This window comes from Alicyclobacillus cycloheptanicus (assembly GCF_028751525.1).
GTDB lineage: Bacteria > Bacillota > Bacilli > Alicyclobacillales > Alicyclobacillaceae > Alicyclobacillus_L > Alicyclobacillus_L cycloheptanicus.
In genome coordinates this window covers 219,510-242,335 of sequence record NZ_CP067097.1, presented here as the reverse complement: position 1 = coordinate 242,335, position 22,826 = coordinate 219,510, and the positions used below count along the sequence as shown (strand labels likewise).

General features: G+C 56.3%; 16 protein-coding genes and 2 pseudogenes. 16 read left to right on the top strand and 2 right to left on the bottom strand.

Going from position 1 to position 22,826, the window contains the following annotated elements:
- The first annotated feature begins 164 nt into the window (after nucleotides 1-164).
- The 9 genes and pseudogenes from bshC (at nucleotide 165) to ltrA (ending at nucleotide 12,037) form a co-directional block, all read left to right on the top strand.
- Nucleotides 165-1,811 (top strand): bacillithiol biosynthesis cysteine-adding enzyme BshC, encoded by a 1,647-nt coding sequence (bshC, locus tag JI721_RS01115; protein ID WP_274456251.1) that lies wholly within the window; start codon nucleotides 165-167, stop codon nucleotides 1,809-1,811.
- 425 nt (nucleotides 1,812-2,236) lie between these two features.
- The gene (locus tag JI721_RS01110) at nucleotides 2,237-6,241 is read left to right on the top strand and encodes an RHS repeat-associated core domain-containing protein (protein WP_274456250.1); all 4,005 of its coding nucleotides are present in this window, start codon (nucleotides 2,237-2,239) and stop codon (nucleotides 6,239-6,241) included.
- 12 nt (nucleotides 6,242-6,253) lie between these two features.
- Entirely contained in the window at nucleotides 6,254-6,658 is a 405-nt protein-coding gene (locus JI721_RS01105; RefSeq protein WP_274456249.1) for a DUF4279 domain-containing protein, read from the top strand.
- A gap of 362 nt (nucleotides 6,659-7,020) precedes the next feature.
- Nucleotides 7,021-7,239 (top strand): annotated as a pseudogene (locus JI721_RS17150) (hypothetical protein); the annotation flags it as partial.
- A gap of 51 nt (nucleotides 7,240-7,290) precedes the next feature.
- The gene (locus JI721_RS01100) at nucleotides 7,291-7,671 is read left to right on the top strand and encodes a hypothetical protein (protein ID WP_274454936.1); all 381 of its coding nucleotides are present in this window, start codon (nucleotides 7,291-7,293) and stop codon (nucleotides 7,669-7,671) included.
- Nucleotides 7,672-7,763: 92 nt separating this feature from the next.
- A complete protein-coding gene (locus JI721_RS01095) occupies nucleotides 7,764-9,149 on the top strand; it encodes a DDE-type integrase/transposase/recombinase (RefSeq protein WP_274454937.1) in 1,386 nt (461 codons plus the stop codon).
- On the top strand, nucleotides 9,139-9,939 hold the full coding sequence (locus tag JI721_RS01090; protein ID WP_274454938.1) for an ExeA family protein: 801 nt from the start codon (nucleotides 9,139-9,141) through the stop codon (nucleotides 9,937-9,939). The genes JI721_RS01095 and JI721_RS01090 overlap by 11 nt, the downstream gene beginning before the upstream one ends.
- Nucleotides 9,936-10,178 carry a DUF5348 domain-containing protein gene (locus JI721_RS01085; RefSeq protein ID WP_274454939.1) on the top strand — a complete coding sequence of 81 codons (243 nt, stop codon included), beginning with the start codon at nucleotides 9,936-9,938 and terminating at the stop codon, nucleotides 10,176-10,178. The genes JI721_RS01090 and JI721_RS01085 overlap by 4 nt, the downstream gene beginning before the upstream one ends.
- Nucleotides 10,179-10,633: 455 nt before the next feature.
- A complete protein-coding gene (gene ltrA, locus JI721_RS01080; protein ID WP_274455618.1) occupies nucleotides 10,634-12,037 on the top strand; it encodes a group II intron reverse transcriptase/maturase in 1,404 nt (467 codons plus the stop codon).
- 304 nt (nucleotides 12,038-12,341) lie between these two features.
- Here ltrA and JI721_RS01075 read toward each other — a convergent pair.
- Both JI721_RS01075 and JI721_RS01070 read right to left on the bottom strand, forming a co-directional pair.
- Nucleotides 12,342-12,890: pseudogene (locus JI721_RS01075) on the bottom strand (transposase family protein); the annotation flags it as partial.
- Between the two features lie 318 nt (nucleotides 12,891-13,208).
- Nucleotides 13,209-13,685, bottom strand: coding sequence for a DinB family protein (locus JI721_RS01070; protein WP_274456248.1), 477 nt, complete (start codon nucleotides 13,683-13,685; stop codon nucleotides 13,209-13,211).
- Nucleotides 13,686-13,947: 262 nt separating this feature from the next.
- On the opposite strand from JI721_RS01070, the gene mraZ reads away from it, so the two are divergent.
- The 7 genes from mraZ (at nucleotide 13,948) to mraY (ending at nucleotide 22,819) form a co-directional block, all read left to right on the top strand.
- Nucleotides 13,948-14,379 carry a division/cell wall cluster transcriptional repressor MraZ gene (mraZ, locus tag JI721_RS01065; protein WP_274456246.1) on the top strand — a complete coding sequence of 144 codons (432 nt, stop codon included), beginning with the start codon at nucleotides 13,948-13,950 and terminating at the stop codon, nucleotides 14,377-14,379.
- A 60-nt stretch (nucleotides 14,380-14,439) separates the two neighbouring features.
- Complete coding sequence (gene rsmH, locus JI721_RS01060; RefSeq protein ID WP_407654055.1) at nucleotides 14,440-15,375, top strand: 16S rRNA (cytosine(1402)-N(4))-methyltransferase RsmH; 936 nt, start codon at nucleotides 14,440-14,442, stop codon at nucleotides 15,373-15,375.
- A 124-nt stretch (nucleotides 15,376-15,499) separates the two neighbouring features.
- Nucleotides 15,500-15,880 (top strand): hypothetical protein, encoded by a 381-nt coding sequence (locus tag JI721_RS01055; protein WP_274456245.1) that lies wholly within the window; start codon nucleotides 15,500-15,502, stop codon nucleotides 15,878-15,880.
- A gap of 82 nt (nucleotides 15,881-15,962) precedes the next feature.
- The gene (locus JI721_RS01050) at nucleotides 15,963-18,098 is read left to right on the top strand and encodes a penicillin-binding transpeptidase domain-containing protein (RefSeq protein WP_407654054.1); all 2,136 of its coding nucleotides are present in this window, start codon (nucleotides 15,963-15,965) and stop codon (nucleotides 18,096-18,098) included.
- 152 nt (nucleotides 18,099-18,250) lie between these two features.
- Entirely contained in the window at nucleotides 18,251-20,224 is a 1,974-nt protein-coding gene (locus tag JI721_RS01045) for a stage V sporulation protein D (protein ID WP_307016615.1), read from the top strand.
- Between the two features lie 108 nt (nucleotides 20,225-20,332).
- On the top strand, nucleotides 20,333-21,829 hold the full coding sequence (locus tag JI721_RS01040) for a UDP-N-acetylmuramoyl-L-alanyl-D-glutamate--2,6-diaminopimelate ligase (protein ID WP_274456244.1): 1,497 nt from the start codon (nucleotides 20,333-20,335) through the stop codon (nucleotides 21,827-21,829).
- A gap of 18 nt (nucleotides 21,830-21,847) precedes the next feature.
- Complete coding sequence (gene mraY / locus JI721_RS01035) at nucleotides 21,848-22,819, top strand: phospho-N-acetylmuramoyl-pentapeptide-transferase (RefSeq protein WP_274456243.1); 972 nt, start codon at nucleotides 21,848-21,850, stop codon at nucleotides 22,817-22,819.
- The last annotated feature ends 7 nt before the right edge of the window (nucleotides 22,820-22,826 follow it).

The window sequence follows — 22,826 nt, the reverse complement described above, 5'->3', positions numbered from 1 at the left end:
TGGAGACTGCGGTTTCTTTGGCAGCGAAGACAACTGGACCGAGGGATGGGGGCAGGGCGTGTGCCGCATCGGATGACGGACTGGCGCGTGCTCGCTTTACTTTCGAAAGTACGATCGGTAACATAGTCGTCGGATGCCCACGCATTTAAAGGGGTTGTTTCTGGGTGAAATGGACGGCACGAATCGAACCGACCGGCAACGAACTAGCGGATTTGCACACGACCGCGTTCGACAGGGTCGCTCATTTATATGATGGTCAAGATCCACACAAATTGGAGACGTATGAGGCGCGGGCGAACCGAATCGCGCCGTTGTTTACGCAGGAACACCGGGCTGCCCTGGTGGCGGCGCTGCGTCCACATCTGGAAGCGATTGGGGCGTCCGGCGCAGCCTTGGACCGATTGGAACAGCTTCGGGATGCGCGTGCCGTTGCTGTGGTCACGGGGCAGCAGGCGGGGCTTTTCACCGGCCCGCTCTACGCCATTTACAAGGCGTTGTCTGCCGTTGGCTTGGCGGAGCGGCTGACGCGGGAATTGCAGCGGCCGGTCGTGCCCATCTTCTGGGTTGCCTCGGAAGATCACGACTGGGCGGAAGTGAACCACGCCTACGTCCTCGACGCACAGGACGGGGTGCAGCGCATTCAATGGCCGCGGGACCCCCAGGCGCATCAAATGGTATATCATCATGCCCTGCTGCAGGAAGACGTCGACGCTGTGATTCAGGAAGCCTACCGAGTGGTTCCGGAGGGACCAATGAAGTCCGAGGTGCTGCGCATGTTTCGGGCAGCGTGGACCGCGGGGGACAGCCTTTCGATGTGGTTCGCCCGCGTGATGGCGGAACTGTTTCAGTCCTTCGGGCTGGTCATGCTCGACCCGTGTTTGCCAGCGCTGCGCGCCCTGGTGCGGCCGGTGTGGCGGACGGCGATGGAACGGGTGGACGACGTGCAAGCAGCGCTGGAAGCCGCCTACGCTGACGTTCAGGCCATGGGGGTCGAACCCGCCGTTGTGCGTGACCGCGAGAACGCAACCTTGTTTTATGTCCAGGACGGGAAACGGTTCGTGCTCGAGACCGATGGGCCAGGGCGCTTGCGGGTGCGGGGCGCGGGTTTGTCCAAGCCGGTCGAGGTGTGGCAGCAAATCGCCGAAGAATCGCCTGACGCGTTCAGTTCGAATGTCTTGCTGCGCCCGGTGGTCCAGGACTTCCTGCTGCCGACCCTGGCTTACGTGGGGGGACCTGCTGAAATCGCCTACCACGCCCTGTCGCGGGCCGTCTTTCATGTGCATGGGCGGGAACTGCCGCCGCTCTTGCTGCGCCAGCGGATGACGTGGTACCCGGCAAGTGTGCTGCGGAACATGGCAAAATGGCATGTCGACGCAGCGCGTTTGACGGGGCCGACAGACTTGGTGAGCCCGCGGCTGAAAGATCTCGGCTTTGCGTCGATTCAGGCGGAACTCGAACGAATGCGTGAGGAGACTGTGCGTCGGTGGGATGATTTTGCTGCACGTATCGGGGAACTGGGGCCGCAGGTGCGGACCATGGCGACGGCGCAAGCCGATCGGGAATTGGCCGGGATCCGCAAATTGGAATCGAAGGTGCGGCGGCTGTTCGAACAGCGCCATGAAGCGGCCTTGCAGCAGCTGCGCCACATTGAACGGTGGCTGTGGACGGACGGACACGCCCAGGAACGACGACTCAGCCCCCTCAATATGCTGGTGCGGCATGGTGTGGAGTGGGTCGCTCAGCTCCCGGCGTGGGGAGACTATCCGAACGTCGGCACGTTCTACCACGTGGAGGATGGACAGGCTGAGTAGGGCACGATGGTTTGTGGGGACTCGGGAGTCGGGTACCGTTGGATGAGCGGATGAATTCATTTTTTTGAGCAAAAGGATAGAAGGCGGCCACCTTACCTGACAGAATGGATAAGGTGGCCAATTCAGCATGTATGGCCGGCGGCGTAGATGGATTTCGTCCGTTGTATTTTGAAAAGTTAAAAAATTACAAACTTAATTGGAGGATGTATGGGTAGGCGTGTTGAAGTACGTCGCGAAAGCGTCGGTGTTTACAGACAAATAGTATCGCCATAATCAATAACCTGCCGTATCTCATCGGAGCGGATGGAAGTACGAGCATTTTCTGGCCTCAACCGGACGGGACCTACGCGTCTCCACCTGGTCTAACGGCGGACACGCTTACCGCGGTGAAAAACAACGGGGCGGTTACGGGGTATTCACTTCAATTGAGCGATTATACGACGGAAGACTTTACGACCGCCTTTACAGCAAACGGTGGTACACAAGAATATTTGTTGTCGGATATCACGGATCAAAACGGAAACAAGCTGACAATCAGCCGCGACTCGAGCGGGAATCCAACGTCGCTCCAGGATGCCAGTGGCCGTTCGACGACGCTCAGCTACAATTCGTCTGGGCTGGTGACATCTGTCTCCTTTGCGGCCAACAGTACGACAAACGAAGTATGGAACTATGGATACGACTCGGATAATAATCTCGCCTCCGTAACGGATCCGAAAGGGAACGTGACCAAGTACGGCGATACAAGTGGAGAATTGACAAGTGTAACCACGCCAAACGGAAACACCTATTCAATATCCTATGACTCAAATGGCCGCGTCTTGGGTGAAACCGACCCATCGGGTAAGAGCGAGAGCGTGAGCTATGGCAATGGTACGGTCACGCTCACTGATCCACAGGGTATCGAAACGCAATGGACGTATGACGATGACCACTTGACAACGCAGAAGGTGCTCGACCCAAGTGGGTTGGATCGGAAGTGGAGTTACGTATACAACGAGTTTGGTGAAGTGACGCAGGCGACGGATCCGCTCGGCAATGTGACGAAAAACGCATACGACGACTGGGGGCAACCCACGTCTGTTACGGACCCCAACGGGAATACAACGCAGGTTTCACATCCAGACTCTGCGTACGGTTCGGTTGACCATGAGGTGTCGAGTCTCACCCTGCCAAACGGAGGCAAGTACCAGTTCCAGTACGACCAAAACCATGACCAGACGACGGCGCTGACGCCGCAGTACCAGACAGCAGGCGCGGGCTACAATTCGAATGGGACAGTGTCCTCGGGTACGTACCCCATCTCGACTGCCAGCAATCTACTCGAAAACAACAGTGTCGAAGAGTGGTCGGGCGGGTTGCCTGTGGATTGGTCCGAGCAGGGACCTAGCCACACGGATACACAGTCCTCTGATGCATTGTTCGGAGGGTCATCCTGGGAAGTGTCCAACCTTTCGTCTGCGTCCAGCGTGTCGTTGTATCCAGGAACAGCAACCTATCCCATCTCGGATTTGCCGAGTACATCGACGGGACTTGCGTTTGAGGTATACGCGAAGGCCAGCAGTCTCGCCGCAGCCAAAACGACACGGGTAAAGTTCAACTTCTACGACAGCAGTGACAACTATGATGGCGAAGTGGATGGCGCTGTTCTTCCTGTTGGCGGGGAATGGTATCAACTGACTGTGGTGGCACCGAAGGTGTCTTTCCCTTCGGGCGCGGTGTACTACCGGCCCATTATTGTTACGCAGCCAGGTTCCGGGGATAATGTCAAGTTTGACGCCGCGGACCTCGTCGGCTATGACTTGGCGCCGCAGTATAACGCAATATTGAACGGAGATTTCAACAGCTCAAACGGAGACCTTTACGATTGGGGATATACGGGTTCGGTCAGCGTCGTTTCCAATTCCAGCACGGACGTTGGGAACCACACCACTGCAGATACGACTTTTGGCCCCTTACAAAACGTGGCACGAATCGTCCCCGGCAGCGCATGGGCCGGCATGTACCCTAGTGACAGCAATATGTATATCCCTTACGTCAAAGGTCAGACGTACACCATCGGCGGGCTTGTGAAGGGGCTGGACGCCACCGGGAGCTATATCGACTTGAAATTCCTGGCTTCTGACAAAACGACGGTCTTGGGCGGTGTGAACTCGCCTGCCCAGAGCGGTACATTTGGGTGGCAGTACCTGACGGCTACGCTTCCCGCAAATTACACTGTGCCATCTGGCACGACATATATCATGCCGGAATTCATGACTGCCCCAACGAGCAGCAACACGCCGTCCGACGCAAAGACCTGGTTTGCCGAGATGCGCCTTTCCATCGACCCGAGCACGAGTACGTATGGGTATGATTCATCAGGGAATTTCATGACGTCTTCCACCGACCCGCTTGGGAACAAGACTCAGTATTCGAATGACCCATTTGGAGATGTCACGCAAGTCACCGATCCGATTGGAAACTCGATATCGCTGACGTATGATTCAGATCACAACCTGAGCACGCAAATGTCTACCCCAGATAACCTGCAGGTTGGGTATACGTATGACGGGGATGGCAATGTCACACAAGTGAAAGAAACTTCGAGCGATGGCAGTACCACCTATGCGACCAATACGTCGACGTACAACAGTCTAGATCAACTGACCGCATCTACGGATGCACTTGGAAATCAAACTACGTATGCATATGACGCCGATGGAAATCTGATCAGCACAACCCTGCCAGATGGGCACACCATCGGAGCAACGTACGATCATGCAGGGGAACAGACTGCCGTAAACGTGGATGGAACGACAGTGAATCAGTTTGCCTACGATGCGGACGGCGACCTTACATCGATCAGCAACAGCAACGGATCGACCACCCTTGGCTACGACAAGAACGGGAATATCACGAGCCAGACGGATAGCACGGGTTCTCAGTCCTTTACCTATAACAAGGACAATGCTTTGACTTCGCTTGCTGCGACCATCGGTGGCACGACCATCACCACGAACTTCAATCTTGACAATCAGGATGATGTCACATCCATCACGAACGGAAGCGGTACGAAGCTTGCGACCTACAATGACAATGAGCAGGGCCTAAATGACACAATTGTGCTCGGGGATGGACTCAAAGAGGCGTTTAAGTACGACGGGGACCTGCATTTGCAATCACTTGTCATCGAAAACGGCAGCGGCTCCACTGTTGGGGACTATGAGTACACGTACGATGCGGATGGAAACCTGACCAAGGTGATAAACGGCCAGGACGGGTCGACCATCGCGTCGTACAGCTATGATGCGATGAACCGCCTGACAAAAGAAGTTACGCCAGGCGGAGATACGATTGCCTACACATACGACCCAATGGGGAATATCACAGCAAAAACGGTGACGCCGAGTGGTTCCACTACCTCAACGACGACCAATTATACGTACAATGCGGATAATGAACTCACAGCCGTGGGCAGCCAGGCGTATACGTATGATCCGAACGGCGAACTTACCAGCGACGGCACCAACACTTATAAATGGAATGAACTTGGCGAACTCACAGAGGTGGACAACAGTTCCGGCCCCATTGCAACGTACACCTACGATACTCTGGGGCGTCGAGTGAGCGAAACGGCGGGCGGGAACACCACGAAGTTTTTCTATCAGGGGGAGACCGATCAGGTAACCTACGAAACAGACGGAAACGGCAATCTGCTCCAGTCGTACACCTACGGACCAAATGGCGAGCCGTTGACGCTTACGACTTGGAGCGGTGGAACAGGTACTACGTACTACTACGTGGAAAACGGTCACGGCGACGTGGTTGCTTTGACCGACGCAAGCGGAAATATCGTGGCACAATATACCTATGACGCTTGGGGAAATATTCTGAGCAGCTCTGGAACGCTCGCATCGACGAACCCATATCGGTATGCCGGTTACCGCTGGGATGACGCAGTTGGCATGTATTACCTGAATGCAAGGTATTACTCCCCGACCCAGATGCGGTTTATTAGCCAAGACCCACTAGGTGGGTCGATAAACGAATATACCTATGCCGATGACAACCCGGTGATGGAGATGGATCCGACTGGTGAATTTGGGGCTGGGGTCTTGGGGTTAACTGGACTCGCAGATTTGGCGGGATTCGATGCCGTTGCTGGATGGGTACCCGTTATAGGTTGGGCTGCAGTAGGCGTCACCGCGGTGTGGGGTGGGTACGAAGTTTGGCACCACTATCACATGGCGCAAAATCTTGAAAAAGTTGACGACAAATACCTTAAGAAGAAGGGAATTGATGCCCACCAACTAAAAAAAGACGTATTAGGTAAGAAGGCACCGATTTCCCACCATGATATTTATAAGGATAAAAACACGGGAGAACTTCATATTTTGAGAAAAGGAGGTAAAGGAACACCTATTCCAACCGGAGAATATATTGATTAAGAAGGTGAATATATGAACAAAACTAATGTTATGGTTGAATTTGATATAATCGGCGATATGTTTCCGTTAGATAAGGTTACCGAGGAATTATCTGTTGCACCGAGTGGAAAATATGTAAAGGGTGAACCGGTGACCAATCGTAACGGTCTGGTTAGAAAGGAAACTTGTTGGTATGTAAGTACTGGATATCAGGAATCGCTGGACATCGGGGCACAATTAAATAAAATTGTTGGTATTTTTAAAAATAAAATTGGTGAATTGAATCTACTGCAGAAAGAGTACGATCTTGAGTTTAAAATTTTTGTAGTGATACGAGTGGAAAACAATCAGATGCCAGCCATCTATCTAAACGCTGAAACAATTCGTTTTGCACATAGTATAAATGCCGAGTTTGACTTTGACGTTTATATCCATTGAAGTCGAGTAATATCCGGCATTCATTATCCAGCGTATATATAGCGTAGCAGTAACCCTGAATCCGTGACGGCTTGACCAATTTACTGTCTCTGTGAGCAAAAGTGGAAGAAGTTCGGCGCCTACGAAGTTGCCCACGGTGGTCGTTCCGGTGTTTATGCTCAGATTATTTGACGTCATTGTCGGTGGATTTTCTTTGATTCGCTGTCGGGGACTTTAGCAGGATATTGTCGAGAAATGCAGAAACGCCCTCTGTGCCCAGTAGGCCCAGGTGGCGTTCCCATCTGCGCAGGGTAACGTAAGTGTACTCGGTTGGTGGCCAGTTACTTTCGTTCCCTAATTCGAGGCCGAATGGCTCTCGCTGTATGCCTAGCGTATCCATAGAATGCAAATCTGTCAATCCGGTAAGCCCGGAAGAATACGCCCTCGCTGTACAGAAGCTGCTACCGCGCGACGTGCCTTGTATTTACTGTTCACATTCGTATACGTACGTCCACGGATACTACCGTCGTCGCCCATTCGATTTAGGCGAGATGCGCCATGATTTCCTACAACAACGGCGGCAGTGCCCAAGTTGCAAACGGACATTTGCAATCCTGCCATCCTTTGTCGCACCTTTCCAGCGGTATACAATCATGGTCCAGGATCTTCTTGTGAGCCTTTTGGCAGGTACACTGACGGTAGACGCTGCCCTAGCCAAATTGGCCGAATGCGGCGTCTGCTTATCCGAGTCATGTGCCCGCAACTGGTTTACTCGGATTCAGGGGCAGGTGACCAAAGTCATCGCCTTGGTCTCCCGGATTGTCCAGTTTCATCGGCCAGATGTACCACTGCCTCCATTACGCCACAACGTCAGAGACTCGGTATTGTGCACCTATTATGACCGGCTTGTGCTGCTTGACGTGGCTGGCGGCAGTGACTTCTGGAATCTCAGGCGTGAAGTCGTCTGCCTGTTTGCCCCATCGTTGTCGGTGAAGCGGGTGTCGTATGGCCTCTCCCCAGCCCTTCCACCGTAACAACGCTGCTTATCCCACAGAAAACCATCTTCCGAGCGGATGGGACCCGCCCCCAGAATGAGGCTATCTCGTATGGGAAGGAGAAGCTGGACATGCAAGATGATTCGCGACGCCAAATCGCTCTGTTCCGCTATGGTCTTATTGCCCCGATATTGCGGCAAACCGAGAGTGGTGCTCAAAAAGCGATGCTGGAGGAACTGGCTAGTCAGGAACATGAGATGCCAAACGGAGAGAAAAGAAGATTCTCGGAACGCACGCTAGAGCGATATTTGGCAGGCTACCGAAAGGAAGGGGTAGATGGGCTGCTTCCCCAACTTCGGGCAGACGACCGCCGACCGCGGGTGTTGCCCCCTCATGTGATTGAACGAGCTGTGGCCTTGCGTAAGGAACAACCCTTGCGCACAGTGGAGCAACTCATTGTGATGCTGGAGACTGAAGGACTCGTTCCAGAAGGATTTATTCGGCGCAGCACACTGTCCGCGCATTTGCGCAGAGCCAAGGTGGAGCGTACAAAGGCAGTGCGCAAGCAACGTACCTGGCAGCGGTATACCGCCAATGAAGTTCACGAAATTTGGCAATGTGACGTCTGTGATTCCTTGCGCGTCCCAGACCCCAACTCTGGGGGCCAGATGCGGGTAGCCAGATTGGTTGCTGTACTTGACGATAAGAGTCGTTATATCTGCTACGCCGCGTTTTATTTTCGAGAGAATCTGCCGGTGCTTGAGGATGCGTTGAAAAAAGCGATTACTACGCATGGAACGCCGAAAATCTTCTACTGCGACAATGCAAAGATTTACCAGTCAAAACAGTTGAGCGAGGTGGCTGCCAGACTCGGGTTTGAGATTCGTCACTCCCGGCCATTTCTCCCCCAAGGGCGCGGGAAATTGGAACGATACTTCGGCTACGTAGAGCGCTCTTTCCGCCCGGAAGCCGAGTTGTGTGTGAAGAACAGTACCATCCAGAATCTCGACGACCTCAATCGCTACTTCCGTGCCTGGCTGGAGAAAATGTATCACCAGAGAACCCACAGCACGTTGAAAAAACGGCCTGCAGCCGTACTGACCACGCACGGTCCGTTGCGGTTGGTGGACCCGCATGTGCTCGAAGACGCATTTCAATGGACCTACAAGGCAAAGGTGGACAAGACAGCCTGCATTTCAGTGCAGGGAAACACGTACGAGGTTGAGTCCATCCTCGTTGGGCGAACCGTGACGTTGCGCTACAACCCCTTCGACCTCACTCGTATTCAGGTATGGCTGGAGGGCAAGCACTACGCGAATGCCGTCCCGCTGAAGATGCGCCGACACACAGACAAACGTGTAACGCAAGCCGATTCCCCACCTTCAGAGCTACCAACCGAACCAGGGATTTCCTTTCTCGAAACGATTACCGCAGCCCACGAAAAGCAGAGGCAACAGTCGCTTGGGCGAACCTCGTTTGCTCGTGCCCTGAAAGATGGTGAATCTCATGATGACTGAGTTCTTTGGCTTCGCTCAGGAGCCTTTTGACCGTGACATCCCGGTCGAACGCTTGGTGGCGTTTCACGGTCACAGCGAGCTCTCTGCAAGGCTCATCTACGCGACGGAACACCGCCACATGGCACTTGTAACCGGGGACACCGGGACCGGGAAGACAACGGCCGTACGCGCTGTGATGAAGCGAATGGATGAGAGCCAATACAAGTTCATGTATATCGCCAACGCCGGACTTACGCCCAAAACACTATACCGCGTGATTCTCGAGCGTCTGCAGATCCAGCCCAGGTTTCGACAGGTAGATAACCAGGCGCTCGTTCACCAGGTGCTCGAAGAAAGCTACCAAAAAGGCCAACAAGTCGTGATTATCGTCGATGAAGCACATGAACTCGACCCGCAGATGCTGGCCGAATTTCGGTTCCTCAACAATTTTCGGGCTGATTCATTCTCGCCGATTTCCCTCTGGCTGGTGGGACAAACAGAATTGCGGGAGAAGATGAAACTCCGAATCCTGACTTCACTATCCGGGAGAATCCAAATTCGCTACCACATGGGGACGTTGACCGAGGCTGAAGTGCAGGACTATGTCTCGAAGCAGCTGGCGAGCGTGGGTCAGGAGAGAACGATTTTCTCAGCTGATGCCGTGAAGTTGATTGCGAGAACCAGCCAAGGTAATCCCCGGTTGATTAACACACTGTGTCGTGGCGCGCTGATCGACGCTGCAACGTTGGGACACAGCGTCGTTGATAACAGTCATGTGGAGCGGGCATGGATGGAGGTGAGCGGCTCATGACGGGAAATCTACGATTCAGTTCACTGCGGGACCGATGGTACTTTGCAGATGAACAAGATGAACATGACTTGCATTGCGGAGACCCGATTGAAATCGAGATCGGCGACAGATATTACTACGCGAGAATAGAGTGGTGTGCTGAGGGATGGTACGCGATCTTCCACGAAGACGACCAGCGCAGTGACGCATTCGTGCTGATGCGCAACCGAACTTACACTGCGAGGTGGATATACTTCTAGACGAGCACGTTGGCAGGAGGGTCGCCTAAGGCGGCCCCCTTTATTTAGTACGCCCGGCATGGGCGGTCTCTCCAGGGTGCAAGTCCCGAACGGGGGTTGGCGACATACCTACCGTTAGCCAAGAGCAAGGGTGTCCACCGCGAGGTGGAATCTGAAGGAAGCTGGAGGCAAACTCTCGACCCGAGGTACACGAATCGCATTTGAGGCTGTGACAGTTGGATGAGTTGCCTAAACACAACGAAGTCCGAAGTCGCCAAGGGCTGTGGCAGTAAACTGCGGCGGGTGCATGAGAGGAAAGAGGCCGTTCTTATCCGGGGAGGCCTGTCCGATACGCCAGTATAGCTGGTAACCGTCACCGGGAGGTGGCGCTGAACGGGCAGGAGTCAGCAGAGGCCATAGTACCTCGGCAAGCGCTTGTCGAGGGAAGGGCTGAACATGAAACGAGGATGGACTGGATGCGTTCGCACGACGAGCAGAGACAGCAGAATACCCCGCAAGGGGCCTCCACTCAGAGGGTAGCGGTGAAGCCGCGAGAGGCTGAGGAGAGAGGGCCGAGTTCGTCGTCGGTACAAGGACAGAACCCATCCTGCGAGGACAGTACCAACTTGCTGGAGAGGATGCTGCAGCGGGAGAACATGCTGCAAGCCCTCAAGCGAGTCGAGTCGAACAAAGGAGCGCCGGGCGTGGACGGAGTGACGGTAGAACAACTACGGTCGTATGTCCAGACGCACTGGGCTGACATCCGTCAGCAGTTGCTCGCGGGAACCTACAAGCCTCAACCCGTCAGGCGGGTCGAAATTCCGAAACCCGGAGGCGGGATGAGGAAGTTGGGGATTCCCGCTGTGATCGACCGACTCATCCAGCAAGCGCTTCTCCAGGTGCTCACACCCATCTTCGACCCTGGATTCTCACCGAACAGCTACGGGTTTCGCCCTGGGCGGAATGCCCATGACGCGGTGAAGAAGGCGCAGGAGTACATCCGAGAAGGGTATGCATGGACAGTCGATATGGACTTGGCGGCATTCTTCGACCGCGTGAACCACGACATGCTGATGGCACGAGTGGCACGCAAGGTGAAGGACAAGCGAGTTCTGCGGCTGATACGGGCGTATCTGAACGCGGGTGTGCTGGAGAATGGAGTTGTGGTGCGAAGTGAAGAGGGCACGCCACAAGGCGGGCCACTCAGCCCACTCTTGGCAAACATCCTGCTGGACGACTTCGACAAGGAGCTTACGAAACGTGGGCACAAGTTTGTCCGTTACGCGGACGACTGCAATGTCTACGTAAAGTCCCGCAGGGCTGGCGAACGGGTGATGGCGTCGCTTACGAGATACCTGGAGGAGGATCTAAAACTCAAGGTCAATCGAGACAAGAGTGCCGTAGACAGACCACAGCGACGAAAGTTTCTGGGGTTTAGCTTCCTGTACGGGAAGCAGGCGCCGATTCGATTGGCCGACAAGACCATCCAGCGATTCAAGGACAGGGTGCGCCAGATTACAAGCCGAACACGAAGCATGCCGCTGGCAGAGCGGATACGCCAACTCAACGCCTACATGATGGGCTGGGTGGCGTACTTCCGACTCGCACAGATGAAAGGGCATTGTGAACGGTTCGACGAGTGGATACGCCGAAGGCTCAGAATGTGCATCTGGAAGCAGTGGAAACGGGTGAGAACCCGATACCGCGAACTCCGTGCATTGAACCAGCCGGAATGGGTCGTCCACATGATGGCAAACTCGCGCCGAGGGCCATGGTTCATGGCGAAGAACCTGAACAACGCCATGGACAAGGCGTACTTTGAGGCACTTGGTCTGAAGAGTCTTCAGGAAAGGTACTTGCAGCTTCGTAGTGTTTCATGAACCGCCGTATGCGGACCCGCATGTACGGTGGTGTGAGAGGTCGGGGGCTAGGCGCCCCCTCCTACTCGATTTCAAAGGCCGACAAAATGCGTGAAACTTCCGCGCCGATTCCAGGTGACAATGACATCTGGAATTTCACCGTCAAATAATCCGAGCGGCCACACAAATTGAATGAAGCAGGCTTATGCGCTGTGTGTTGTGGCAGGAGGACAACCTATGGATGAGGGAAAATACTGCAACATCCGCCCCTACGATGACGTAGATGCTACCGCTCTTCGTGAGATTGATAAGCTTACATGGTCCCCGACCAATTCACCTGGCTCAAGCCCGAGCGAGAATCTTGATGAGTATCGTAAGGGACTTCCTCTTGACCCAAATAAGCGAAGATGGGGGCGTACCCGTCCAGTCCCTTGTATGTACGAGAGACGCCTTCCTTCTTGGTGCCCGAGTTGTCAAACGGCGAGACGTCGATGTCCAAAGGGACGTAGAAACGATGATCGGAGTCCTGTCCAAGCACGATGGGGCGAAGTGTCACTTCCAACGTTTTCAGCAACTTTGCCGACTCTTCCAGGAGAATGGACTCCCATCCGGATTTTCCTGCTGCCATGTCAATGCGTTGGCGTAATGTAGGGCTGGAGGGTACACTCTGAATCTGCAGCGCATCCAGGAAGTAATCATCCTCCCGGAAGGGTTCGATATGGTCGAAGTCGGTTTTGCCTTGGCAAAGCAAGCCAATATACGCATGTGCAATGTCCCAGTTCGAGATTTCTGGAGTTCCCATGCCGTCTAACCGAGTTTGATTGAGACGTTCGCCGATTCGAGTCTTTTCAAGGAGCAACCCAATCAACGCCATACCTGAATGGGTAACAATGACTTCATCGGATTCCTCAATAATAAAACGCAAAAGATCACCCCGGCGGTGAAGCGGATCTGGAGGAGCACAGCCCCAACTATCCCTATTCTACCGGAGAAAACACACGTGTTGGCGGGGTTCTACGGGTCAAGCCGCCACGGATTCAGGGTAACTTTAAAGGTAGCCCCAATGAGGAAAGCCTTCTGAATCAGCCTCCCAGCGGTGCGGGCCCGCGCGCTTCCCGGCGTGGGCCCGAATATGCGTTGACGGAACTGTCACTTCTTTGCACGAGGCACAGCCACTCAGCCTCGCCAGCGGTTATACCCGCCCGTTGATGGCGTACTTCAGCCCCTTGATGATGCCAATGTGTTGCCCTTCATGAAACACCGCAAAGCTGATGAGGTCGCGCGGCGCGGACATTTCCACTGAGCCAATTTTGACCGGCGACGGCAGCGCGTCATCCAATTTCCCTTCAAAGGCTTCCACCACGCGTCCGGATTGTGACGTCAACACTTCTTTCAACGTGTCCAGCGAGGCTGGACGAGACTTCCAGTCTGCTGGACTGGTGCCCATGCTAAAGGCTTCTTTGAAGCCTTCCGGCAGCGTCCGGTGGATGTGCGCCGCGCCAAAGATCAAGTTTTCCTGGACGATGTAAATGTGCCCCAGATGCCACCGGATGTTGTTGCGAAATCCGTTCGGAATGGTGTCCGCTGCTTCTTCACTGACATCGTTGACGAGCGACAGCACTGCGCTGCGCGCAAACCGCAGCGTGTCAAACAAGGCGTTGTCGTTCACTGTTCGAGCCCCTCCCTCAGATCATCGTTCCCTTTCATTTTGACACTGTGCGCCGAGCGCTTCAAACCATTGCGCGTCACTGGATTGGCCGATGATTGGCGGAAACGGGGAGTGGGCTCTTCAAGGTGTGCAAATACCTCCATCTGTTCGCGAAAAAAAGTGTGTTGTGATGCAGGAAATCGGCAAAGTGGGGCGAAAGGATAACTGAGTGGTGAGAAGTGGAGTAAAGTGGAGTGAGTTGGGGGACGGGTGGTGAGCCGGCGTGTTCATGGGGGAGTACCAACACACCCTGGATGAAAAGGGGCGCATTATTGTGCCTGTCAAGTTTCGGGATGGGTTGGGCAGCTCGTTCGTCCTCACGCGCGGCATCGACAAGTGCCTGTTCGTATACCCCATGTCGGAGTGGGAAACACTGGAGTCCAAATTGAAAGCTTTGCCATTCACGCGGGCAGACGCACGTTCATTCGTCCGATTCTTTTTCTCCGGTGCGACGGAGTGTGAGTTGGACAAGCAGGGACGTGTCGTCATTCCGTCCGTCCTTCGGGACTATGCGGAACTATCGAGAGATTGCGTTGTGCTGGGTGTGTCGAACCGTGTTGAAATTTGGAGTCAGCCGATTTGGGAAAGTTACGCGGAAGCGGCCGCAGGCTCATTCGCGGAGATTGCCGAAAAACTGGTGGATTTAGACCTGTAACGCTGGCGGTCAGTGGGCGGACTGGCGCGCCGCGAACGCATCGAAGTGGGAGTGAAGGGGTTGTCGTTCCATCATCGGACGGTATTGTTGCATGAAACAGTGGAAGCGGTCCGGCCGAGAGATGGCGGCAAGTATGTCGATTGCACACTGGGTGGAGCGGGACATACGACGCTTTTGCTGGAACAGAGCGCGCCAACGGGGCGGGTTCTGGCGATGGACCAGGATGAAACGGCCATTTTGCACGCAGCAGAGGCGCTGTCTTCGCACATGCATCGACTTGTTCTGGTGCGGTCGAATTTCCGTGAAATCCGTCGAATCTGCGCAGAACAAGGGTTTGAAGAAGTGGATGGTGTCGTTTTCGATCTCGGCGTGTCGTCTCCTCAATTTGACGAAGCGTCACGCGGATTCAGTTATAAGCACGACGCGCCGCTCGACATGCGGATGGACAGGAGTGCACCTCGCACCGCAGCGGACTTGGTGAACGACCTGTCTGAAGAGGAGCTGGCGGACATCCTCTTCCGGTATGGAGAGGAGCGGTTCAGCCGCCGCATCGTCAGCGCCATTGCGAGGGAGCGGCAGCGGGGGCGCATCGAGACCACCGGACAGCTGGCGGAGATTGTCGTTTCAGCCATCCCGGCGGCCGCGCGGCGCACCGGCCCGCATCCCGCGCGCCGGACGTTTCAGGCACTGCGTATTGCGGTAAATGATGAATTGGGCGCGCTTCAAACGGGGCTGCAGGAAGCCTTTGAAGTGTTGGCGCCCGGTGGGCGGATGGCCGTCATTACGTTTCATTCGCTTGAGGACCGCATCGTGAAGCACACGTTTCAATCGTTTGCCGAAGGGTGCATCTGTCCGCCGGACTTTCCGGTGTGCCGGTGCGGGCGGGTGCCAAGGGGCACCGTGGTGACCCGAAAACCGATTGTGCCGTCCGCACAAGAGGTTCAGGAGAACCCTCGCAGTCGTTCTGCAAAGCTGCGCGTCGTGGAAAAGCGCTAAGGCCGCGTACAACGGGCAGTGGGACGCTGGTTTAGAAGACGTGAGAAACGTTGACAAATTTGGTTCAAATGAACCGTTGCCAATCTATTCAGGTGCATGGAATAAATGAGGAGGCGAAGAAGAAATGTTAGCAACCAAGTCGTATGGACAATCCGGTCCGATTCAGGAGCCTCGGTCACTCGAACGACCGTCGACGCATGCACAGTCTCAAGTGTATCCGCGGCGTACCCTGTGGGATCGCGTCTCCTTGTTTGGATGCATTGCCATTTGTACGGCCGCTGGCTGGATTCTGCTCAGTGTGTCCGCATCGGTTGCAACCATCAACCATCGCATCGATACCCTGAACACACAAATTCAGGCCGTCTCGGCCGCCAATGCGTCGTACACCGCGCAGGTCGCGGCGCTGACGCAGCCGTCGCGGATTCTGCAGGAAGCGAAGCAGCTGGGGATGAAGTACGCGAATCCAGTGGTGATTGGCCAAACCTCTTCGAGCGCGAATCAGTAAATTTGGACGGTGACGCAAGATGAAGCCCAGACAGTCAGGTGGTACACGGCGTCATAGTCGTCACCGCACACGGATGCGGGTGTTGCAGTTTGTTCTGCTCGGAGGGCTTGGCGTCGTCGCATGGCGGTTGACGTTCGTGCAGCAGGTCTACGGCCACCGATTGACCCAGGCTGCTGATGAAGTGCAGCAGAGTACAGCGGTGCTGCTGGCACCGCGCGGATCGATTCTGGACGCCAGCGGGCAGCCGCTTGCCTACGATGTCCCTGCCTATTATTTGGACGTCAATACGCGGACGTTTTCGAACGTGCAAAAACTCGCCAACCTGTTGGCGGGTCCGCTCGGTGTCAGTGCCGGCCAACTGCTGCCGACCCTGCAGAAATTGGCGAATTCCGAGTCCCCTTGGTATCAGTGGCCTCATCCCATTCTGGAGCAGACGAAAGCCAAGATTGAATCGGCGATGCAACAGGCGAAGCCGAACGACAACATTGGCGCGTATGTGACCTTTACGCCGACCGAACAACGGTTTTATCCGGACGGCACCATGGCTGCCAACGCGATTGGTTACATTAACGCCCAAGGGGTCGGCCAGACCGGCATTGAAGCAGAGTATAACAAGGTTCTGTCGGGATCGAACGGTTCGTATACATATACGAAGGAAGGCGATGGAGAACCGATTGAGACGTCCATCAAGGTGACCAAGCCGGCCTCTCCCGGAGACAACGTTGAGTTGAACATCGACCGGACGATTCAGGGGTTTGTCGAAGATGAAATGAACTCGATTGTCAATCAATACCACCCGGAACATGCGACCATCATCGTGATGAACCCGAAAACAGGCGCGATTCTCGCGATGGCAAGTCGGCCGACGTTCAATCCCAACACGTACTGGGACGCGTCCTCGGAAGCGCTGTTCACGAACTGGGCCGTCAATTCTTCGTTCGAACCGGGTTCGACGTTCAAAATCATCACCCTCGCGGCGGCGCTTGCGACGAACACGGTCAGCTTGAACGACATTGTTCCGTCCGGGCATTTGAATGTGAACGGGGCGACCATCAACGACTGGAATGACGGGGTTGGCTGGTCGCTGGAGGGGCCGGACAAAATCACCGTCGCACAGGCGCTGCAGAAGTCCAGCAACGTGGGGTTTGCCACCATCGCGCTCAAACTGGGGTGGACAAACCTGCTGCATTATATGCAGAACTTCGGGTTTTTGGCACCGACCGGCGTCGACCTGCCGGGCGAGTCGACCTCAGACATTTTCCCGCCGGATGACCGCGGTCAGGTGCAGCTGGCAACGTCCGGCTTCGGCCAGGGCATCTCGGTCACGCCGCTGCAGCAAATGGCCGCTCTGACGGCCATTCTGGACGGCGGCAACGTCATGAAGCCGGAACTCGCGAAGGCCATCATCGACCCTGACACCGGGAAGGTCGTTAAGCAGATTCAACCGCAGGTGACGCATGCCAACGTGATTCCGCCGTCGGTGGCGGAGGCGGTCAAAAACACGATGATCGCAGACGTCACGAAGGGCGGGGAAGGCATCGACCAGGCTGCCTATCTGCCAGGCTATGAAGTCGGCGGCAAGACGGGCACGGCCCAGATTGTCAACCCCGCCACGAAGCAGTACTACAGTGATCGGTTTGCGGTGTCATTCCTTGGTTTTGCGCCGGGGTGGAACCCGCAGGTGGAAGTGTATGTGGATGTCTACTATCCAAAATCTCCTGAGGCGAACACCTGGGGGAGCACCATTTCCGCGCCGCCGGCCACGCAGATTTTGAAGGAGTGCATGAATTACTATCACATCGCGCCGGAGGGCGGCAGCACGACAACGACTTCGACCAAGCCGGCGAAGGTGACCCAGTATGTGCAGACGCCCAGCCTAGTCGGTGAGACGACGGCGAATGCAGCGCAGACGCTGAACAAGATGGGCCTTCATGCGGATGTGGTCGGTCAAGGTACGGTTTCCAAGCAGTGGCCGGCTGCAGGCGTATCTGTGCCGAAAGGTTCGACCGTCTACCTGCTTCCGGCAGCGGGAAGCAGCAAGGGGCTCATCATGCCCGACTTGACGGGAACCTCCATGCGTGAAGCAGGAGATATCTTGGCAGCCGCCGGCATGGACATGGTGCCGCAGGGGTCCGGGTTCGCGGTGTCGCAGTCGATCCCGCCCGGGACAGCCATCACGCCGGGTGAACGCGTGACGGTGCAGTTTTCCACCCCTTGAAGACCTTCGCACAACGGCGCGCACAGATGCGCGCACAAACGCTCGCAGAACCGTTCGGATGACCGTTCGTTGGATGCCTTCACAACCTCTTCTATGTCGGGGATTGTCCGCATAGGATGGACTAGACCATCCTGAGCGTGGAGGCGGCAATCGTGCGAGTTACCCGACGTGTCATGAGACGGAGATTTGTGGTGCTGATGCTCTGCCTGATCAGCGCGATTGGCGCGCTGATTGGACGGTTGGCCTACGTTCAGATTGTACAGGCACCGTGGCTGCAAAGCCTGGCGGACGACCAGCACAACCGCAGCATTCCGGTGCAGGGCGTGCGCGGCACGATTTATGATGCACAAGGACAGAAGCTGGTCTACACCGCCTCGGCCCCGACCGTGATGGCCATACCGGTCCAGGTTCAGGACAAGGAAGGAACCGCCGCCAAGCTGGCCAAAATTCTGCAAATGCCGGAGGACAAGATTCTCAAGCAATTGCAGAAGCGGGTGGCTGCGGTGTACTTCAATCCGGGCGGACGCCGCATCAGCGAGTCGCAGGTCCAGCAAATCCGGGCGCTCAATCTGCCCGGAATTTACATCACGGAAGACGGGAAGCGGGCGTACCCGTACGGCGACTTGGCGGCACAGGTCTTGGGCATTACCGGCGCGTACAACCAGGGCTTGACCGGCATTGAAAAAGAGTATGATGCACAGCTGTCCGGGCAGGAGGGCTACATCATTTTCCCGACCAACGCCAAAGGACAGAAGCTGCCGGGTGAAGGCGAGGCGTATGTTCCGCCGACCGACGGCGAGGACATCCAGCTCACCATCAACGGCACCATTCAACAGATTGTGCAGCGCGAGATTGAGCAAGCTGTGGCGGAGTACAATCCGGACAACGTCACGGCCATCGTGGAAGACCCGAAGACCGGCGCGATTCTGGCAATGGCCAATTACCCAACGTTCGACCCCGCGCACTGGCAGGACTACCCGGCTTCGACGTACAACCGCAACCTAGCCATCTGGAAGACGTTTGAACCTGGGTCGACCTTCAAGATTGTCACCTTGTCTGCGGCGCTGCAGGAGAACAAGGTGAACTTGAACGACCGGTTTTACGATCCCGGCTATTACGAGGTCGCGGGTCACAAAATCAAGTGCTGGAAGGCTGGCGGTCACGGTTCCCAGTCCTACCTCAATGTCGTTGAGAATTCCTGTAACCCTGGGTTTATCGCGCTGGGCGAACGGCTGGGCAAGCAAACCCTGTTCAGTTATATTAAGAAGTTTGGCTTCGGCAGTAAGACGGGCATTGACCTGCCGGGAGAAGGCAACGGGATTTTGTTCCCGATGTCAAAGGTAGGACCTTTGGAACTGGCGACCACCGCCTTTGGGCAAGGCGTCTCGGTGACGCCGATTCAGCAGGTCATGGCGATGGGGGCCATCGCGAATGGCGGGCTGTTGATGAAGCCTTATGTGGTGGAAGACTTCCGCGATCACGACACTGGGCAGGTACTGAAAACCATTCAACCGACCGTCGTTCGACGCGTCATTTCCAGCGCAACGGCGGCCAAGGTCCGAGCAGCACTGGAGAGTGTCGTTGCCAACGGCAGCGGCCGCAGCGCCTACTTTGATGGGTATCGCGTCGCTGGGAAGACGGGGACGGCGCAGGTGGCGGAAAATGGTCACTACTCGGGAACTCACTACATTGTGTCGTTCATGGGCATGGCCCCGGCCAACAACCCGCAATTGGTCGCGTACATCGCGATCGACAATCCTCGGCCGAAAAACGGTGTAGTGTTTGGCGGCGTGATTGCGGCCCCGATTGTCGGCCGGATTCTGGGGGACAGTCTGCAGGCCTTGGATGTGCCGAAGCAGGCCAACGGGCTCGAGAAGAAGACGCGCTGGGGCGAGCCGGTGTCGCTCGAGGTTCCGAACTTCATGGGGATGACGCTGAATGATGCGAAGCAGGCGGCGATGCAGAGCGGCGACCAGCTCCGGACGCAACTGGTCGGGCAGGGCAACACGGTGGTCTGGCAGGCGCCGCAGCCCGGCACGAAGGTGCCGGCAGGGTCGACCATCCGCTTGTTCCTGGGAGAAACGCCGCCCGGACCGCCGATTGACAAGTCTTCGCAAAAGCAATAGATTGAGGGGCGAGGTTGGGAGGCTGACGCCTTCTCGGGCGCACGCCTCGCCTCCTGTGGGCGATAGTTCGAAAGGACTGGATGGGCAAGACGGAGGGGGATTCCCGCGTTGTTACTTTCAGAGATTCGACGGACGCTGTTCAAATGTAAGGTCGAAAACGACCGACCCGCGGACATCACGCACGTCACGACGGATTCGCGTCAAGTCCGGGCGGGCAGTCTCTTTATTGCGCTTCGCGGCCACACCGTCGATGGTCACGATTTCGTGCCGCAGGCAATTGAGCGAGGCGCTGTCGCCGTGCTGGTGGAGACACCGCAGCCGGTGGATGTGCCGCAGCTGGTGGTGCCGGACTCGAGACTGGCCAGTGCCATTGTCGCCGACCGGTTCTACGCACATCCGTCGCAACAGTTGGCAGTGATTGGGGTCACGGGTACGAATGGGAAGACGACTACGACCCATCTGATTGAACGGATTCTCAGTGACGCGCATCACGTCACGGGGCTCCTTGGCACGATTGGCAAACGCATCGCGGGACAAACGGTTGAGATTGCCAATACCACGCCGGAAGCGGTGGAACTGCAGACGGCCTTGGCGGAAATGGTGGCGGCCGGCTGCCGGTATGGCATTATGGAGGTGTCGTCGCACGCGCTGGAGGAACGGCGTGTTGCGGGCACGCGGTTCCGCGCGGCGGTGTTTACGAATTTGACGCAGGACCACCTGGATTTTCATGGAACGATGGAGAACTACCGGGCGGCCAAGGGGAAATTGTTTTCCCGCCTTGGCAATGCCTATGCCAGCGACCCCGCGCAGATGCCGTACGCGGTCCTCAACGCGGATGACGACGCGTCTGACTATATGGCCGCGCAGGCGGTGTGCGAGTGCATCACGTACGGCATCGACCGGCCAGCGGATGTGCAGGCGTCCGATGTGCGCGTGCTGCCGGACGGCGTGCAATTCCGGGTGACCACGTTCGAGGGGGATGCGGCGCACTTGAAACTGCAGTTGACCGGCCGGTTCAACGTGTACAACGCGTTGGCAGCCTTGTGCGTCGGACTGGCCGAAGGGGTGCCTTTGGCCGACATCGTGCGGTCCCTGGAGGCCGTTCCTGGCATCCCAGGCCGACTCGAGCGGGTGGCCGCAGGGCAGCCGTTCACCGTGCTGGTCGATTACTCCCATACGCCGGACAGTCTGGAGAATGCGCTGGAAACGGTCCAGGAGTTTGCGAAGGGGCGCATTATCACGGTCGTCGGCTGCGGGGGCGATCGCGATCGGACAAAGCGGCCCGTCATGGCTCAGGTGGCCATGCGCATGAGCGATGTCACGCTCCTGACCAGCGACAACCCGCGGACGGAAGACCCGCAGCGCATTCTCGACGACATGGAGGCAGGGCTGGCTGGGTTCGCGGGCAAGCCGGGCGCGGTGTACGAGCGCATCAGCGACCGCCGCAGCGCGATCGAACGCGCTGTAGAACTCGCGGCGCCGGACGACGTGATTCTCATTGCCGGAAAAGGCCACGAGGATTACCAGATTATTGGACGCACCAAGCATCACTTTGACGACCGCGAAGTGGCGCGCGAGGCGATTCTTGCGCTGCGACAACAGTAGAGAGAGGGGGCTCGGCCGATGGATTTGCAAGCACTGATACTGACCGCAGGTGCCGCGTTTGCGATTGCGGCACTGCTGGGCCCAATCTGTATCCCCATTTTGCGGCGCCTGAAATTCGGTCAAAGCATTCGGGAAGAGGGCCCGCAGCATCACCAGACGAAAGCGGGCACGCCGACCATGGGCGGCATCATGATTGTGCTGGCGGTGCTCGTGACCACGCTGCGTTTTGCGATACATAGTGCAGACGTCGTGATTTTGATGTTTGCAACCCTCGCATTTGGACTGATTGGGTTTACAGACGATTTCATTAAAGTCGTGAAGAAGCGCAACCTCGGGCTGCGCGCCAAACAAAAGGTGCTGCTGCAGCTCATCGCGACCGTGATTTTGTTCGGCGCCCTGTGGATGACGTGGCGGTCGAGCAACCCATCGTTCGCGGTGTCGATCCCGTTCACCCACATTGTGCTGGACTTTGGCATGTTCTACTTGCTGTTTTTGTTGTTGTGGCTGGTCGGGTTCTCCAACGCCGTGAATCTGACCGATGGGCTGGACGGGCTGTTGTCTGGCACGGCTGCGATTGTCTTTGCCGCGTACGCGTTCTATGCCTACTGGCATACGGAGTATAATGTGTCGCTGTTTTGTGCAGCCATGGTCGGTGCGTTGATTGGATTTTTGGTGTTCAATCGGCATCCGGCGCGTGTGTTCATGGGGGACACCGGGTCGTTGGCGATTGGCGGGGCGCTGGCGATGGTTGCCGTGCTGACGCACAGTGAATTTGGCTTGATTCTTTTCGGCTTCGTCTTCGTCGTGGAGGCGCTAAGTGTTATCATTCAGGTATTCGCGTTTCAGACATTTGGGAAACGGGTGTTTCGGATGAGTCCGATTCACCACCACTTTGAGTTAGTCGGGTGGTCCGAGTGGGAAGTGGTCATCGGTTTTTGGCTGGCGGCGTTCATTAGCGCGTTTGGCGCGCTGGCGCTGCTGTCACGTTGAGCTTGAA